This window comes from Micromonospora sp. GCM10011541 (genome assembly GCF_042650725.1).
Lineage (GTDB): Bacteria > Actinomycetota > Actinomycetes > Mycobacteriales > Micromonosporaceae > Micromonospora > Micromonospora sicca.
Window position 1 is genome coordinate 192,791 of record NZ_JBHSBP010000035.1, and the last position, 15,390, is coordinate 208,180.

The following is a 15,390-nucleotide window of genomic DNA, read 5'->3' on the forward strand; positions in this document are numbered from 1 at the left end:
AGAAACGGACAGACATGCCAATAGATCGTTTTTTAGCATGAATGGCAGGGCAGTGTGGTGGTATTCGACTTCTTACGCTTTGAATCCCTTATGCGAACTTCGGTCGGCGCGAACCGCGGCCGGCGCCGCGCCGCCCGCCACGTCGTAGAGCATCTGCTCGATCCGGTCGACGCCGGCCCGCAGCGACATCTCCCGCAGGTAGGCCTCGCGTCCCCGCCGGCCCATGTCCACCCGGGCCGGCGGCGGGATGGCGGAGGCCAGCCAGAACCGGTCGGCCAGCGCGGCCCAGTCCTCCGGCGGGCAGGAGAGCCCGGCCCGGGCCCGCTCGACCAGCTCTACCGTGTCACCGCCGGCCGAGGCGACCACCGGCGAGGCACAGGACAGGGCCGCCTGCAGCTTCCCGGGCACCATGCCGCGCAGCTCCGGCAGGTCCCGCAGCATCACCAACTGGTAGTCCGCCGCCGCGTACAGCTCCGGCATGTCCAGCGGCGAGCGCCGCTCCACGAAGCGGACGTTGTCCGCCCGGAGTTCGGCGGCGAGCCCCCGCACCCGCCGCTCCTCGGCGCCCGAGCCGACCAGGACGAGGTCCATCCGGTCGTCCAGCGCCGCCGCCGCGCGCACCGCGGTCTCCAGACCCTGCCGTACGCCGATCGTGCCGGCGTGCATCACCACGCACCGGCCGTCCCGGCGGATCAGCCGGCGGGCGGCCCGGCCCGGCTCAGTCGGCTGGAAGATCCGTTCGTCCGTCCAGTTGAGCACGATCCGCACCCGACCCGGGTCGGCGCCGCCGTCGGAGACCAGGTCGCGCATCGACGGCGCACTGACCGCGATGCCGTCGGCCTCCGAGTAGAGCCGGCGGAGGGTGGTGCCCATCCGCCCCGACCAGCGTCGGCTGTCGACACTGCGGGACGGGTCCTCCTCGGGCCACACGTCCTGCACGTGCAGCACGGTCGGGACCCGGCCGAGCAGCCGGAGCAGGCCGGCGGCGGCGAAGGTGACCGCCGGGAGCTGGAAGACGTACAGGGCGTCGACGTCGCCGAGGTAGCGCCGGCCGGTGAGCGCGACGCTGCCGGCGAACGACAGCCAGCTGGCCATCCGCGCCCCCGCGGACCCGTCGCCCCCGGCGTACCGGGGCACCCGGCGGACCGTCAACCGCTCGCTGCGCGTCTGGTGCCGCCAGCGCTGCCGCCAGCCGGGATAGACGTGGCCGCCGGGGTAGTCCGGGAAGCCGGTGAGGACGCGGACCTCGTGCCCGCGGGCGGCCAACTCCTCCGCCAGGCTGCCGGGGATGAACGCCGGCTCCGGCGGGAAGTGGTACGACAGGATGCCGATCTTCATGCGTCGGCCCCCGGCGCGGCGCCCCGGCGGCGGACCGCCGCCACCCCGTACGATGCCGACAACCCCTCCGCGTCCGGCAGCGACCGCCGGAGCACCGCCGTCGCGGCGATCCGTCCCGCGACCGCGCCGACGAGAGGGGTGCAGATGGTCGACGGAGTGCTCTTCGTCTGCCACGCCAACATGTGCCGGTCACCGATGGCGGAGTTCATCGCGCGTCGGCTCCTCGCCGAGCATCCGGTCACGGTGGCCAGCGCGGGCACGGACGCCGTCGACGGGGCGCCCATGCACCCGTACGCGATCGACGTCGCGGCCGGGACCGGCGCCGACCCCACCGGCTTCCGCGCCCGGAAGCTGCGCCCGGAACACCTGACCGCGGCCACCGTGGTGCTGACCGCGACCCGGCGCCAGCGCTCGCTCTGCACGGCGCTGGCCCCGGGGGCGCTGAACCGCACGTTCACGCTCCGCCAGTTCGCCCGGCTGGCCGCCGCGGCGGAACCGCCGAAGGACCCGGCCGGCCGGCCGTTGCGGGCGGCGGTCGAGGCGGCCGCCCGCGCCCGGGGGCGGCTGCAACCCGCCACCCCCGACGCGGACGACCTGCGTGACCCGATCGGCGGTTCGCCGGCGGACTTCCGGCGGTGCGCCGAGGAGATCGAGCGGTCGATCAGACCCGTGCTGGCGCTCATCGGGACAACCGGGTGAGTTCCTGGGTCGGATCGCTCACCTGGTTCGCCCCGGCGCGATCGCCGCGTCGGGCGGCCGGCGCCCGGTCGGGGCCCGCGGCCGGCACGGACACCCGGTACGCCTCGTACTGGTAGGCGTCCGCCTTCGGCACCTTCGCCATGTTCAGCACGCAGCCGAGCAACCGGACCGAGACCGAGTTCAGCGACCGGGCGGCGGCCGCCACCTGGCTGCGCGAGGTCCGGCCCTGCTGCGTGATCAGCAGGGCGCCGTCGGCCTGCACCGCCACCACGACCCCGTCGGTCACGGCCAGCAGCGGCGCGGTGTCGATGACCACGATGTCCGCCGACTCCCGCAGGGCGAGCAGCAGGTCCGCCATCGCCTTGGAACCGAGCAGCTCGCTCGGGTTGGGCGGCGCGGACCCGCTCGGCAGCACCAGCAGGGACTTGTCGCCCCAGCGCTGGACGACGTCGCCGACCTCGACGTCGCCGACGAGGACGTCGGTGAGGCCGATCCCACCGTCGAGGCCGAGATAGTCGGCGACCTTGGGCCGGCGCAGGTCGGCGTCGATGAGCAGCACCCGCCAGCCCGCCTCGGCCAGCGCGATGGCCGTGTTGCAGGCCATGGTGGTCTTGCCCTCGCCCTGCAGAGCGCTGGTCACCGCGATGACCCGGGCCGGCTCGTGCACGTCGACGAAGCGCAGGTTGGTGCGGAGCTTGCGGACCGCCTCCGCCCGCGCCGAGTTCGCCGCCTCGCCGACGATCAGCGGCGCGTTCCGGGCGCCGCTCTCGAACGGGATCTCCCCCAGCAGGGGGCTGCCGGTCACCCGCTGGAGCGCGGCGGCGTCCCGCATCCGCACGTCGGCCAGCCCGCGGAGCACGGCGAGCGCCATGCCGAGCAGCAGCCCGAGCACGCCACCGATGACCAGGTTGCGCACCGGCTGGGGGGAGACCGGGCTGGAGCTCACCCGGGGTCCGCTGACCACCTCCAGCTTGATCGGGGCGTTCTTGGCGTCCGGCGGCGTCTCCACCTTCTGGACCAGCTCCACGAACTTGGCGGAGAGGGCCTCGGTGACCTTCAGCGCGCGGTTCTGATCGGTGTCGGTGACCGTCGCCTTCAGCAGCACCGTGCCCGCCTCGGTCGAGGTGGTGACCCGTCGCTGCACCTGGTCGGCGGTGAGACCGACCTGGCTCTCGGCCACCACGCTCTGCGCCAGCCGGTCGCTGGTGAGCAGGTCGGCGTACGACTTCACGCGCTGCTGGAGGAAGAGCCCGCCCTGGTAGGCGTCGGTGACGCCCTGGCTGGGCGTGGTGACGAAGAAGGTCACCGAGGCCACGTACCGGGGTGGACTCTGGACCGTCACGAGGGCGGCCGTGCCCAGCGCCGCCATCAGGGTGGCCAGAACGATCCACCAGTGCCGTCGGATCAGGCGCAGATAGGTGCGAACGTCCATCACAACCCCCCTCGCGTCGGGTCAGTTATCCGGAAAAACTGCACGAAATCCCCCTAAAACGCCCAGTACACGTGCCAGGATCTAAAGCACTCATCCTTCTCAGTGAACGACTCAACGAATGTAGACGATTAGACCGGCACACAAGTATCAAATCCTCCCATTTCCGGATCAGACGCAGAGGGCAGACCATGGATCGCGAAGCCACCGCCGCCGAAGCAGCCACCGCACCCCGCCCCGGGGACACCCACCGCGCGGCGACCCCGTCTCTGTTAACGCTGGACACCGTCGCCTGGTGCGCCGGATTTCTGGGTGCCGCCTGGACCCGCTTCGAATTCGACCTGACCCCGGCCCAGTCCGTCCGGGTGCTGGCCGTCGCGCTCGCCTGCGCAGCGGTGTACGTCGCGATCACCGTGATCCGCTCCCGGGTCCGCGGGCGGCACCCGATCGGCAGCGCCGGCGAGGCCCGCGACCTGGCCGGCACCAGCGTCCTCGCCGCCCTGGTCACGCTGGCCGTGCTGCTGCCGACCACGGATCGGCCCGTGCCGGCCAGCACTCCCCTGGTGGGCACCGCGGTCGCCCTGCTCCTGATGGGCGCGGCCCGGGCCGGCTGGCGCGCCCACCGGGAACGCCGCCGGCGCCCGGTCCGCGGCGCCGAGCGGTGCCTGGTCTACGGGGTGGACGAGGCCAGCGAACGACTGGTCCGGGTCCTCCTCGGCGACCCGCGCAGCCGGTACGTCCCGGTCGGGCTGCTCGACGACCACCCCGGACACCACCGGCTGCGCCTGGCGGGGCTCCGCGTGCTGGGTGGCCGAGAGCAGATCGGCGAGGCCGTCCACCGGACCCGGGCGCGCACCGTCATCTTCTCGATGAGCGGCTCGGACGCCGAGCTCATGCGGGACGTGCGCAGCCGGACCCTCCAGGCCGGCGCCGCGTTCAAGGTGCTCCCCCCGGTACGCGACCTGCTGGACCGGCCGGTGGCGGTGACCGACGTGCGGGACATGCAGATCACCGACCTGCTCGGCCGGGCGCAGCGGGTGGCCGACCTGGCGGTGGAACGCAACGGGCTGGCCGGACGCCGGGTCCTGGTCACCGGGGCGGGTGGCTCCATCGGCTCGGAGCTGTGCCGGCAGATCGCCCGCTGCGAGCCTGGTGAGCTGATGATGCTGGACCGGGACGAGTCGGCGCTGCACGCGCTGCAGATGTCGCTGCACGGCCGGGCGCTGCTGGACGGGCCGGAGCTGATCCTGGCCGACATCCGGGACACCGAGGGGATCGCCCGGGTCGTCGCCGACCGGCAGCCGGACATCGTCTTCCACGCCGCCGCCCTGAAGCACCTGACGATGCTCCAGCGACACCCCGGCGAGGCGATCAAGACCAACGTGTGGGGCACCCTGAACGTCCTGGAGGCGTGCCGGGACGTCGCCGAGTTTGTCAACATCTCCACCGACAAGGCGGCCAACCCGATCAGCGTGCTCGGCTACTCCAAGCGGATCACCGAGCGGCTCACCGCCCACTACGCGCAGCAGCTCGGCGGGGCGTACCTCAGCGTCCGGTTCGGCAACGTGCTCAGCAGCCGGGGCTCCGTGCTCACCGCGTTCCAGGCGCAGATCGAGGCCGGGGTGCCGATCACGGTCACCCACCCGGACGTCACCCGGTACTTCATGACCGTGCAGGAGGCGGTGCACCTGGTGCTCCAGGCGGCGACCATCGGCCGGGGCGGCGAGGCGCTGGTCCTCGACATGGGCGAGCCGGTCCGGATCGCCGACGTGGCCCGCCGGCTCGCCGCCGAGGCGTCCGCCCCCGCCGAGATCGTCTTCACCGGGCTGCGGCCGGGCGAGAAGCTGCACGAGCACCTGTTCGGCGCCGACGAGGCGGACAGCCGGCCGCTGCACCCGCTCATCTCGCACGTCCGGGTGCCGTCGCTCGCCCCCGACGAGGTGCGCGGGCTGGACCCGTACGGCGACCCGGACGAGCTGATCAAGCGGTTGGCCGTGCTGTGTGCGGACACCGGGGCGGCGCTGACCGCGGTGCCCGGCCCACGCTGACCGCATCGCGCGGTGGGAGGCCTGACCGGGTGGGCCGTCCCGACGTCCGGTCCGCGCCGCGCCCGGACGCCGCACCGGCTCAGCGCCGGCGCTCGGCCGTACGCTCCTCCTCGGTCTTCTCGGTCTCCTCCAGCGCGTCGGCGTACGGCTCGGTGAAGTCGTCGCCCGGCACCGCGATCTCCTCGGCCCGGTCCTGCTCGTCGGGGCGCCCGCCGGCCGGCGGCTCCGGGGCGGTGGGATCCCCCGCGAAGCCGTACTCGTTGGGCTCGTCGTGCCTGCTCATGGGGTTCTCCTCGGGTCCTCTCCGTGTTCGCCTCTCGCCGCCAACGCTAGGCGGTGATCGTCTCCGCCGCAGCGCGGCGGCGATGTTGGGGCCGGGCCGGGCGGCCCGGCGGCCAGGGCCGCCCAGAGGAGGTGCCGCAGCGCCACCACGGCCGCCGCCACCGCCAGCGCCGACCAGCCCCCCGCCAGGGAGAGGCGCAGCAGCCCGGCGGCGACCAGCAGGTCCAGCAGGGCCCGCAGCGCGGCCCGCCAGGAACCGGTGGTGACCAGCGCGGCGAGCCCGGCGAGGAAGGCCAGCCCGGTGGTCAGGTCCGGCAGCGGTCCGGTCACGGCCGGGCTCCCCCGCCCGGCCGGCCCACCTGCCGCTGCTCCTGGGCGATCTCCCGGCGGAGGAAGAAGTTCAGCGCGGTCCGGATGGTGGCGATCGCCGCGAGCTGCCCGATCTCGGTGAAGGAGGGCGACACCGCGGTACGCAGGATGTCCCCGGCGAGCTGGAACTCCAGGCCGAGGGTGAGGAACCGGCCCAGGGAGATCCGGATGGGGGTGAACCGGGCGGCGTCGCGGTGCCGGAGTCCCACGACCACGAACCGCAACGCCGCCCAGAGCGCCCCGATGAAGATGATCAATGCGCCGGCGACCTCGACCACGGCGACCACGACCTCGTCGCCGTGGCGCAGGACCTCCGACCACCGCATCCCGAGCCGTTACCCGTCGCGGGCGGCAGTAGTCGGCGGGCCGGGCCGGCCGACCGGCCGGCCCGGGAGCTCTCAGGAGAGCTCGGCGACCGCCTCGAAGATCAGCCAGAGGCCGCAGATGGCGAAGAGCACCGCGGCGCCGTACCGGATCGCCTTCTCCGGCAGGTGCCGGCCGAGGAGCCGGCCGACCAGGATGGCCAGCGCGTCGGCGGCCACCATGCCCAGCGTGGAGCCGAGCCAGGTGCCGAACCAGCCGTACTTGGTGGCCAGGGTGATGGTGGCCAGCATGGTCTTGTCGCCCAGCTCGGCCAGGAAGAACGCGACACCGACGGCGATGATCGCCGACTTGCCGGTCTTCTCGGCCTTGCGCTTCTCCTCCTCGGTGAGCTTGTCCCCGCGCAGGGTCCAGGCGCCGAAGGCGAGGAACGCCAGACCCGCGATCAGCGAGATCCAGCCGGTGGGCAGGGCCGCGTTGAGGCCGTACCCGATCGCCACCGACGCGAGGTGCACGATCGCGGTGGCGACGGTGATGCCGATCAGCACCGGCACGGGCTTGAAGCGCGTGGCGAACGTCAGGGCCATGAGTTGGGACTTGTCGCCCAGCTCGGCGACGAAGATGACGCCGAAGCTGATCACCAGCGCGACGAGGAAACCGTCCATGTGAACCTTCCCGATCAAGCCGGGAGGAGGTACAGGGGCGCCCTCGACCCGGCTGCGACAGCCTGAGTCGAAGGTCTCGCCCGCCCCGGGGACCGGGGCCGCGTGGCCGGATGCGGAACGCACCAGTATGTCGACCACGACATTGGGGGCTACTCCCCTTCGCGCCGGCCAGCCTAGCCCACCCCGCCCGGCGCCGGCCGGCGCGGGTGAACAGCCTCACCCGCGGCCGCCTCCGGCGCGCCTCCCGGACCGGCCGCTCAGTCGGCCCGGGCGAGGGTTACGCCGAACAGGCCGTCCGGGTCGGTCCAGAAGGCCTCCGGGGCGAACCCGGCGCCGGTCAGCTCGGCGGTGATCCCCTCGGGCCGAAACTTCGCCGAGATCTCGGTCCGCAGCTCCTCCCCGGCGGCGAACTCGACGTCCAGGTCGAGTACCCGCACCCTCATCGGGCGCTCGGCACGCAACCGCATCTCGATCCACTCGCGCTCCGGCACCCAGGCCGCCACGTGGGCGAAGGCGTCCGGGTCGAAGTCCGCCCCCAGCTCCCGGTTGATCACCCGCAGCACGTTGCGGTTGAAGTCGGCGGTCACCCCGGCGGCGTCGTCGTACGCCGGCACCATCACCGCCGGGTCCTTGACCAGGTCGGTGCCGATCAGCAGCCAGTCGCCGGCCTCCAGCGCGGCGCGCATCGAGGTCAGGAATTCCGCCCGCTCGACCGTCAGCAGGTTGCCGATCGTCCCGCCGAGGAAGACCACCAGCCGCCGGCCGCCGGTGGGCAGCCGGTCCAGCTGCCGGGTGAAGTCGCCGACGATCCCGCGTACCCGCAGCCCCGGATAGTCGGCGGCGATCTCCGCGGTGGACTGCTCCAGGGCGCTCACCGAGACGTCCAGCGGTACGAAGGTGCCCAGCCCGCCGCGACGGGTGAAGGCGTCCAGCAGCAGCCGGGTCTTCTCCGACGAGCCGGACCCCAGCTCGATCAGCGTCTTCGCGCCGGTCAGCTCGGCGATCTCGTCGGCGTGCTCGGCCAGCACGGCCCGCTCGGCCCGGGTCGGGTAGTACTCCGGCAGCCGGGTGATCTCCTCGAAGAGATGGCTGCCCCGGGCGTCGTAGAACCACTTCGGTGGCAACCACTTCGGCTCGGCGGTGAGCCCGAACCGGACGTCCTCCCGCAGGCTGCGGGCGAGGTCCTGCTCCTCCAGGTAGATCTCCAGTGGCTCCGCGCTCATGAGGTGTCCCTTCCGTTGGCGAACGTCCCTGTCCCAGCTGCGAAAACTTCCGGCGTCACCCGCCCGCCAGGGCGCGGGTCCGCACCCCGGCCCGGGTGGCCACCACCAGCTGCCCCTCCGGCACCGGCCGCCAGTCGGGGTCGTCGTCCAGGGGCTCGGAGGCCAGCAGCACCGAATCCCCGGCGGTCCGGACCGACAGCGCGTGCCCGGCGGCGCTGGCCACCACCGTCCGGCCATCGGTCAGCAACAGGTTCAGCCGCGAGCCGGGGGCGGCCGTGGCGACCGCCGCGACGGTCTCGGCCACCGCGACGGCCGGATCCGCCCCGGCCCGCAGCCGGTGCCGGACCAGCGCCCACAGCAGCGCCGAGTCGGTCGGCGCGTCCAGCGTGAGCAGGTCGCGTACCGGCAGGTCGGCGGCGAGCGGGACCACCGCGTCCGGCCAGCCGCGGACCACCCCGTTGTGGCTGAACAGCCAGCGCCCCTCGGCGAAGGGCGCGGCGGCACCCTCCTGCACCGGCATCCCGACGGTGGCCGAGCGGACGGCGGCCAGCACCGCGCCGGTGACCGTGACGGCGGCCAGCTCGGGCAGCGTGCTGTCGCCCCAGAGCGGCTGGGCCCGCCGGTAGCGGACCGGGTCGCCCTCGCCCGGATACCAGCCGACGCCGAAACCGTCGGCGTTGATCGTGCCGCCGCCGCGCATGTCCCGCGGCGCCCAGGACTGCCGCAGCAGCGAGTACGGCGGGTCGTACAGCAGGGCTCGCAGGCGGACCGGCGGTCCGAGGTACGCGAGATGGCGACACATCAGGAGGCACCGTCGCTCACGCCGCCGCCTCGCTCCGCTCCCTCACGCGTGTGCCTCCTCGGGCCGGGCGTCGCGGGCGCAGCGGAAGCCACTGAAGATCTGCCGCCGGATCGGGTAGTCCCAGTTGCGGAAGGTGGCCCGGCAGGCCGCCTTGTCGGTGCCGAACGAACCGCCCCGCAGCACCTGGTAGTCGTCGCCGAAGAAGACCTCCGAGTACTCGCGGTAGGGGAAGGCGGCGAACCCCGGGTGCCCCCGGAAGGTCGTCGAGGTCCACTCCCAGACGTCGCCGATCAGCTGGTGCACGCCGAGCGGCGAGGCTCCCGCCGGGTACGCGCCCACCGGCGCCGGCCACAGGTGCCGCTGCCCCAGGTTGGCGTGCTCGGCGGTCGGGTCGTCGTCGCCCCAGGGGTAGCGGCGGGACCGGCCGGTCGACGGATCCCAGCGGGCCGCCTTCTCCCACTCGGCCTCGGTGGGCAGCCGCCGGCCGGCCCAGGCCGCGTACGCCTCCGCCTCGAAGAAGCAGACGTGCACCACCGGCTCGTCGTCGCGGACCGGCGACCACCGGCCGAACCGCCGGTACGCCCAGCCGTCGCCGTCGCGCCGCCAGTGCATCGGCGCGGTCAGCCCCGCCTCGGTGCGGTGCCGCCAGCCCGCCCCGCTCCACCAGCGCGGCTCGTCGTACCCGCCGTCGGCGATGAACTCGCGGTACCGGCCGTTGGTGACCGGCGCGGCGTCGATGGCGTACGCCGGCAGCTCGACGGTGTGCGCGGGGCGCTCGTTGTCCAGCGCCCACGGGTCGGTGGAGGTGCCCATGGTGAACGGGCCGGCCGGCACCAGCACCTCGTCGGCCACCCGGGCGCGCGGCTGCGGCGGCGGTGCCGCGTCCAGCACCGGCGGCCCGGAGCGCAGCTGGTGGGTGGCGAGCATGGTCTCGTCGTGCTGCTGCTCGTGCTGCACGATCATCCCGAACGCGAAGCCGTCGGCAAGCAGCCCCCGTTCGGCGAAGCGGATGCCGTCCAGCAGGTCGTACACCTTGTCCCGCACCGTGCTCACGTACGCCCGCGCCTCGGCCGGCGGCAGCAGCGGCAACGACGGCCGGTCCTTGCGGGGCTGCTTGAACGCGTCGTAGAGGTCGTCGATGTCCTGGCGGACCGCTGGGCGCCCGCCGACGTCGCGGACCAGCCAGAGTTCCTCCTGGTTACCGACGTGGGCCAGGTCCCAGACCAGCGGGGACATCAGCGGCGAGTGCTGCCGCACCAGGTCGTCGTCGTCCACCGCCTCGGTGAGCAGGGCGGTGCGGGCCCGGGTCCGCTCCAGCTCCACGGCGATCCGGCTGCGCAGCCGTTCCGCCTCCATGCCCGGCCGCTCGGTCGTCGTCACCGGTACCCCCTCTCCGCGGCGGCGCGGCGCCGCTGGATTCCTCGGCTCGTCTCGTCGTGCGTTCCCGCCGGCAGGTCCAGCTGCGGCAGGGCCGCCAGGGCCAGGTCGAACAGGGCCGCCGCCGCCTCGGCGAGCGGCCGGTCGGCGAGGCCGTACCGGGCGGCGGGGTGCCAGCGGTCGGCCACCGGGGCGGCGACGCTCAGCGCCGTCCGGGTGGTGCCCGGATCGGCGAACAGGGCGGCCAGCACCGCGAGCGGCAGGGTCCACTCCCGACCGGGCTGGGCGTCCAGGTAGCGGACCTCCAGGTAGCCGCGCGGGCGTACCGGCGGGAAGAGCGTGCCGACGTGGTATTCCAGGTCGTCGGTGGTGGGTGGCCGGGGCAGCGCCCCGGCGAGCCAGTCGGCGAAGGTGACCCCGGGCGGCGGTGTCCAATCCGGACCGTCGTCGCGCAGGCAGAGCAGCGGCGCGGCGAGGACGTACTCGGTCCAGGTCGCGACCGGGTCCCGGTCGGGCCGGGCCGGGGACCAGACCGGTCGGGTCCGGGCCGGGTCGATGGCCAGCCAGGCGGCCATCCGGGCCGAGGCCCAGCCGGTACGCCGGCCGGCGTGCCGATCCGCGGTGGCGAAGGCGGCCAGCAACGGCGGTCCCACCGCGTGCACCGCCGCCCACCGCTCGGCCAGCCGCTCCGGCTCGCCGGCGTCCAGGCAGACCTGCAGTCCGGCGGTGCTGTACATCATGGTCCGACCGGCCGGTCCGCGCCGGTCGAAGACGCAGCGCATGGCCTGGTAGCGCGGGGTTTCCACGACTGGGCTGGGGGCCCGCCAGGGGTCGATGCCGGTGTGCCCCAGGGCCAGCCCGGCGGCGTCCAGCACGGCGGTCAGTTCGGCGATGTCGGCCTCGGTGGCCAGGATCAGCGCCCCGATGGACGATCGCGGCGGGGTGGAGATCTCCACCTGCCCGCCCGGCTCCACGGTGACGCTGCCGCCGCCGGCGAGCGGCTCGGCGGGGCTCGTCCCGCCGATGGTGACGGGACTGTGCCGCCCCAGTGCCCGGCGGAGTCGTTCACGGTCGACGGGGCGGGCCGGATCAGCCCCGTCGTGCACGGTCCATTCCAGTTCGACGCCGGTGAACGTGGGCGGGCCGGTCTTGAAGCAGATCCTGGCGATGTGTCGGGCCGCCCCGGCCGTGTCCTGCAGGACGGTGGTCCGTTCCAGCTCCGGTGACATCACCAAGGGACGGCTCCCTTCTCCGTGCGGGTCCAGACCGCTGCGTCGACCGCGCTGTCACCGACCGTCATCGGCCGGTGCGTCCGCGGTTCCACCATCTTCTGTCTAGCAGACGGAATCCGCGCGCCCGTAGAGATGAATTATTGTCCGGATCGGCGGCTCAGCGGTCGGTGCCGGTGCTCGGCTTCCCGGTCGGCGCGGCGGGGGTGGGTCGGGTCGACCGGGCGGCTCCGCGGCTGGGCGAGGAGTTCGGGCTCGCCTCCGGCACCAGCCGCAGGCAGTAGTCCTCGACGCGGTCGGCGCCGCCGGCGACGCTCACCAGATCGCCGAAGCTGGGCGTCTCCAGCGCCTTGGCGCGCTGCTCTGGCGACTTGGCGAGGTACGACCGGCAGAGCCCGGTCAGCTGCGCCGTGGTCGCCGGTCGGCCCGGTCCGGCACCGGTGGTGCCGGGTGCCACGGACGGGCCGGTGCTGGCGGGGGTGCCCGGGCTGCTCCCGGTCGGGTCGGCCCCGCGGGTCGGCGACGGCGAGCCGTCGACGCCGGAGCTGGAGCTGCCCGGCGTGGTGGGTGCGGGTGGGGAGGTGGGCTGCTCGGGACGGTCGAGGCTGACCGCGGCGAAGGCCACGCCGGCGGTGGCGGTGGCGGCGAGCCAGGCGACCCAGGCCGCCGCGCCGACCCGGAGCCGCCGTCGCCGGGGTGCCGGCGCCGGCGCGAACGCGGGCGCCACGCGGGCCGCTCGGAACGCGGTCATGGCCTGCTCCTCCCCGGACAGCTCGCCCGGGTTCGCCGGGGCGGCCGCGGCGGCGAGCAGGTGCCGCAGCGGGTCCGCGTCGGCCGGGGGTCGGCCGTCCCGGGCCGCGTCGAGGAGACGCTCGGACTCCGCCCGGTCGGCGGGTCCGTCGGACCGGCGAGAGCTCATTCGGAATCCCCTCACGTCATCCGTCCGCCGGCTCGGCGTGGGGCGCGCTGGGCGCCTGCGATCCCCGACCGGTACGGGGGCGGGGCGGCGCCGACGGCTGGCCCGGCTCGCCGCGTTCGAGCAGCCCGGCGAGTCGGCGCAGCCCACGGTGGGCGGCGGTGCGGACCGCGCCCGGGCGCCGCCCGAGGACCCGTCCGGCGGTCTCCGCGTCGAGACCGATCACCGCCCGGAGCAGCACCGCCTCGGCCTCCCGCGGCGGCAGGGTGGCGATCAGCGCGAGCGCCGCCTCGGTGCCGATGGTCTCCCCGGCCCGCTCGGCGGTGTCGGCGTCCCCGGCCAGCTCGCTGAGCGCCTGCACGGGCACCGGCAGCGACGGTCTGCGGCGCTGCCGGCGCAGATGGTCCATCGCCCGGTTGCGGGCGATGGTGACCGTCCAGGCCCGGAATTCGCCGCCGGTGAATCTGGGCAGGTCACGGGAGATCTGCAGCCAGGTTTCCGAGGCGACGTCCTCGGCGTCCGCGCCGACGAGCGCGGTGAGATAGCGGACCAGGCCGGGCTGCAGGGTGCGGTAAAGGAAACGGAATGCTTCCTCGTCCCCCGCCTGCGCGGCGACGACCGCCTCGTTCAGCTCACCGGTCATGGAGCCGCCGTTCCGAATCCGCGGGCCGACCCGTGCCGGAGCCGGCGAGGCCGGCGCCCGCCCTGTCCGACAACCGGACCACCACCCGCACCATCAGCCCCCCGCTGACCCGATCGCGCCCGACGCCGGAACGGCGGACGCACGTATGGACAACGCCGCGGAACACGGCCGTCGGCGGACATACGGTACCGGCGTCATGGGGCGCGGCCCAGAGCCGGGCTAACGCTAGGAGTGGATCGGTGGTGGGACAAGCCGCCGTTCGAGCGGAAAGAGTGAGATTTGTCTAAGACCTGACACGGCGAGTCGGTGTAACGGCAGGGGCCTTTCAGACGCTCGGTGCGCCGATCAGCAGACATCAGGTGAATCCGGTGTCCGGAAGCCGGACATACGAAACTCGTCAGCCCCATTTCCTGGCCGATCGTACCGGGGTCCGTAAGGTCGGCCGAACGGCGCGGATGCCGCCGACCGTTCGGCGAATCGACCTCGAACCGGCCGCCGCCTCCGGCGGGAGAGATCGCGGGAAATACTCCGCCACCACTCTGGGTACGGTAATGGGGTGTTGTCATCGGAAGTCGTACTCAGCGGTCGGTACCGCCTGGACGAACGTGTCGCCACCGGCGGCATGGGCGACGTCTGGCGTGCCACGGACCAGGTGCTGGGCCGTCAGGTCGCAGTGAAGGTCCTACTTCCGGCGCTGGTGTCCGACCCCGACTTCATCGCCCGGTTCCGCGCCGAGGCCCGGATCATGGCCTCGCTGCGCAGCCCCGGCATCGTGCAGGTCTTCGACTCCGGCGCGGACGACCTGCCCGACGGCAGCCGCGCCGACTACCTGGTCATGGAGTTCGTCGAGGGCGAGCCACTCTCCCGCCGCATCGAGGCCGCCGGGCAGCTCGAGGTCGCCGAGACGATGTCGATCGTGGCGCAGGTGGCCCAGTCCCTGCACGCGGCGCACGCCCGCGGCATCGTGCACCGGGACGTCAAGCCGAGCAACCTGCTGGTGCAGGAGGACGGCACGGTCGTGCTGGTCGACTTCGGCGTGGCCCGGTCGACCAACGTGACCAGCATCACCAGCACGAACGCCGTACCCGGCACCGCCCTCTACATGGCTCCCGAGCAGGCCGCGGGCCGTCCGGTCTCCGGGGCCACCGACATCTACGCGCTCGGCGCCGTGGCGTACTGCTGCCTCACCGGCAGTCCGCCGTTCACCGGCGACAATCCGCTCCAGGTCGCCGTGCGGCACCTCGACGACGAGCCGCCGGAGCTGTCGCCCGACATCCCGCAGCCGGTCCGCGAACTGGTCGCGCGGGCGCTGGCGAAGGACCCGGCCGACCGCTTCCCGGACGGCGCCGCGATGGCGGCGGCGGCCCGCGCCGCGATCTCCGAGTCGCCCACCGCCATGGTGCCGGTCACGCTGCGCAGGCCGGCCGGCCCGATGACCACCCGGGACGACCACCCGATCGTGGCGCCGACGGCCACGGTCGGCCGAGCCGGTCGGCGCGGGCGACGTGGCGCGCTGGTCGGCGCGCTCGCGGCGGTGCTGGTGGGGCTGATCGCGCTCGGCGCCGCGCTCGGCGCGGCGAAATCGGCCGACAACAACCCGGCCACCACGATCGAGACCACGTCGCCCGGGGTCGCGCCCAGCGGCGAAGGCGAGGTCCCGGCCGCCACCGAGGCCGCACCGACGGGTCGCACCTACCGTCCGGCCGGGCCGGGCAACCGGCCGTCCCCGTCGGCTTCGGCGACACCGAGCCGGACGCCGACCTCGGCTACCTCGCCGTCGACATCACCGGAGCCCTCGACGGTCGAGACCACGCCGACGAGCACCGAGCCGGTGCCGACTGACACGACCACGACCACCGCGCCGGTACCGACGGACACGAGCACCACGACCACCCCTCCGGACACCCCAGAGGGCTGAACCGGCCCGCTCCATCGCCGGCACCGGTGCGCGGCTGCGCCGCACCGGCCACAGGTGACCGGCCAACCTCGCCGCACCGCCTGATCCGAAGCGGCCGCGCTCCGGTCCCGCTGCTAAGCGGGCCGGAGCGC

At 74.0% G+C, this 15,390-nt stretch carries 16 protein-coding genes; 3 read left to right on the top strand and 13 right to left on the bottom strand.

The genetic code is table 11. From position 1 onward, the window contains the following. Positions 1–72: 72 nt before the first annotated feature. Both ACFOYX_RS14865 and ACFOYX_RS14870 read right to left on the bottom strand, forming a co-directional pair. On the bottom strand, positions 73–1,338 hold the full coding sequence (locus ACFOYX_RS14865; RefSeq protein ID WP_322438943.1) for a glycosyltransferase family 4 protein: 1,266 nt from the start codon (positions 1,336–1,338) through the stop codon (positions 73–75). Continuing rightward, positions 1,335–1,547, bottom strand: a complete 213-nt coding sequence (locus tag ACFOYX_RS14870) for a hypothetical protein (RefSeq protein ID WP_201749679.1) — start codon at positions 1,545–1,547, stop codon at positions 1,335–1,337. The genes ACFOYX_RS14865 and ACFOYX_RS14870 overlap by 4 nt, the downstream gene beginning before the upstream one ends. Between ACFOYX_RS14870 and ACFOYX_RS14875 the strand changes: the two genes are divergently transcribed. Continuing rightward, a complete protein-coding gene (locus tag ACFOYX_RS14875; protein WP_322438944.1) occupies positions 1,534–2,037 on the top strand; it encodes a low molecular weight phosphatase family protein in 504 nt (167 codons plus the stop codon). The genes ACFOYX_RS14870 and ACFOYX_RS14875 overlap by 14 nt on opposite strands. Here ACFOYX_RS14875 and ACFOYX_RS14880 read toward each other — a convergent pair. Beyond that, positions 2,018–3,469 (bottom strand): polysaccharide biosynthesis tyrosine autokinase, encoded by a 1,452-nt coding sequence (locus ACFOYX_RS14880; RefSeq protein WP_322438945.1) that lies wholly within the window; start codon positions 3,467–3,469, stop codon positions 2,018–2,020. The two genes, ACFOYX_RS14875 and ACFOYX_RS14880, sit on opposite strands and share 20 nt — an antisense overlap. A 188-nt stretch (positions 3,470–3,657) precedes the next feature. Between ACFOYX_RS14880 and ACFOYX_RS14885 the strand changes: the two genes are divergently transcribed. Continuing rightward, positions 3,658–5,514, top strand: a complete 1,857-nt coding sequence (locus ACFOYX_RS14885) for a polysaccharide biosynthesis protein (protein ID WP_322438947.1) — start codon at positions 3,658–3,660, stop codon at positions 5,512–5,514. Between the two features lie 79 nt (positions 5,515–5,593). Here the strand turns inward: ACFOYX_RS14885 and ACFOYX_RS14890 are convergent, their stop codons facing one another. From ACFOYX_RS14890 to ACFOYX_RS14935, 10 genes are all read right to left on the bottom strand, one after another. After that, on the bottom strand, positions 5,594–5,797 hold the full coding sequence (locus ACFOYX_RS14890) for a hypothetical protein (RefSeq protein WP_109802187.1): 204 nt from the start codon (positions 5,795–5,797) through the stop codon (positions 5,594–5,596). Then, on the bottom strand, positions 5,794–6,126 hold the full coding sequence (locus tag ACFOYX_RS14895; RefSeq protein ID WP_322438948.1) for a hypothetical protein: 333 nt from the start codon (positions 6,124–6,126) through the stop codon (positions 5,794–5,796). The genes ACFOYX_RS14890 and ACFOYX_RS14895 overlap by 4 nt, the downstream gene beginning before the upstream one ends. Next, positions 6,123–6,491 (bottom strand): DUF1622 domain-containing protein, encoded by a 369-nt coding sequence (locus tag ACFOYX_RS14900; protein WP_322438949.1) that lies wholly within the window; start codon positions 6,489–6,491, stop codon positions 6,123–6,125. Before ACFOYX_RS14900 ends, ACFOYX_RS14895 begins: the two co-directional genes overlap by 4 nt. Before the next feature lie 72 nt (positions 6,492–6,563). Next, positions 6,564–7,151: a TMEM165/GDT1 family protein gene (locus ACFOYX_RS14905; RefSeq protein WP_109802184.1), complete on the bottom strand. Its 588-nt coding sequence runs from the start codon at positions 7,149–7,151 to the stop codon at positions 6,564–6,566. A gap of 257 nt (positions 7,152–7,408) precedes the next feature. Beyond that, entirely contained in the window at positions 7,409–8,374 is a 966-nt protein-coding gene (gene egtD / locus ACFOYX_RS14910; RefSeq protein ID WP_322438950.1) for an L-histidine N(alpha)-methyltransferase, read from the bottom strand. A gap of 55 nt (positions 8,375–8,429) precedes the next feature. Next, a complete protein-coding gene (gene egtC / locus ACFOYX_RS14915; RefSeq protein WP_322438951.1) occupies positions 8,430–9,176 on the bottom strand; it encodes an ergothioneine biosynthesis protein EgtC in 747 nt (248 codons plus the stop codon). A 42-nt stretch (positions 9,177–9,218) separates the two neighbouring features. Next, positions 9,219–10,532 (bottom strand): ergothioneine biosynthesis protein EgtB, encoded by a 1,314-nt coding sequence (gene egtB / locus ACFOYX_RS14920; RefSeq protein ID WP_322438999.1) that lies wholly within the window; start codon positions 10,530–10,532, stop codon positions 9,219–9,221. 20 nt (positions 10,533–10,552) lie between these two features. Next, on the bottom strand, positions 10,553–11,788 hold the full coding sequence (gene egtA / locus ACFOYX_RS14925) for an ergothioneine biosynthesis glutamate--cysteine ligase EgtA (protein ID WP_322438952.1): 1,236 nt from the start codon (positions 11,786–11,788) through the stop codon (positions 10,553–10,555). Between the two features lie 154 nt (positions 11,789–11,942). After that, positions 11,943–12,701 carry a hypothetical protein gene (locus ACFOYX_RS14930; protein ID WP_377534032.1) on the bottom strand — a complete coding sequence of 253 codons (759 nt, stop codon included), beginning with the start codon at positions 12,699–12,701 and terminating at the stop codon, positions 11,943–11,945. A gap of 16 nt (positions 12,702–12,717) precedes the next feature. After that, positions 12,718–13,341, bottom strand: coding sequence for an RNA polymerase sigma factor (locus tag ACFOYX_RS14935; protein WP_322438954.1), 624 nt, complete (start codon positions 13,339–13,341; stop codon positions 12,718–12,720). A gap of 556 nt (positions 13,342–13,897) precedes the next feature. Between ACFOYX_RS14935 and ACFOYX_RS14940 the strand changes: the two genes are divergently transcribed. Next, positions 13,898–15,259 carry a protein kinase gene (locus ACFOYX_RS14940; RefSeq protein WP_322438955.1) on the top strand — a complete coding sequence of 454 codons (1,362 nt, stop codon included), beginning with the start codon at positions 13,898–13,900 and terminating at the stop codon, positions 15,257–15,259. Positions 15,260–15,390 lie beyond the last annotated feature (131 nt).

Coding starts and splice junctions, on each gene's coding strand:
- ACFOYX_RS14865 (WP_322438943.1), bottom strand. CDS start 1,338: ATGAAGATCGGCATCCTGTCGTACCACTTCCCGCCGGAGCCGGCGTTC.
- ACFOYX_RS14875 (WP_322438944.1), top strand. CDS start 1,534: ATGGCGGAGTTCATCGCGCGTCGGCTCCTCGCCGAGCATCCGGTCACG.
- ACFOYX_RS14870 (WP_201749679.1), bottom strand. CDS start 1,547: ATGAACTCCGCCATCGGTGACCGGCACATGTTGGCGTGGCAGACGAAG.
- ACFOYX_RS14880 (WP_322438945.1), bottom strand. CDS start 3,469: ATGGACGTTCGCACCTATCTGCGCCTGATCCGACGGCACTGGTGGATC.
- ACFOYX_RS14885 (WP_322438947.1), top strand. CDS start 3,658: ATGGATCGCGAAGCCACCGCCGCCGAAGCAGCCACCGCACCCCGCCCC.
- ACFOYX_RS14890 (WP_109802187.1), bottom strand. CDS start 5,797: ATGAGCAGGCACGACGAGCCCAACGAGTACGGCTTCGCGGGGGATCCC.
- ACFOYX_RS14900 (WP_322438949.1), bottom strand. CDS start 6,491: ATGCGGTGGTCGGAGGTCCTGCGCCACGGCGACGAGGTCGTGGTCGCC.
- ACFOYX_RS14905 (WP_109802184.1), bottom strand. CDS start 7,151: ATGGACGGTTTCCTCGTCGCGCTGGTGATCAGCTTCGGCGTCATCTTC.
- egtD (WP_322438950.1), bottom strand. CDS start 8,374: ATGAGCGCGGAGCCACTGGAGATCTACCTGGAGGAGCAGGACCTCGCC.
- egtC (WP_322438951.1), bottom strand. CDS start 9,176: ATGTGTCGCCATCTCGCGTACCTCGGACCGCCGGTCCGCCTGCGAGCC.
- egtB (WP_322438999.1), bottom strand. CDS start 10,532: ATGGAGGCGGAACGGCTGCGCAGCCGGATCGCCGTGGAGCTGGAGCGG.
- ACFOYX_RS14930 (WP_377534032.1), bottom strand. CDS start 12,701: ATGAGCTCTCGCCGGTCCGACGGACCCGCCGACCGGGCGGAGTCCGAG.
- ACFOYX_RS14935 (WP_322438954.1), bottom strand. CDS start 13,341: ATGACCGGTGAGCTGAACGAGGCGGTCGTCGCCGCGCAGGCGGGGGAC.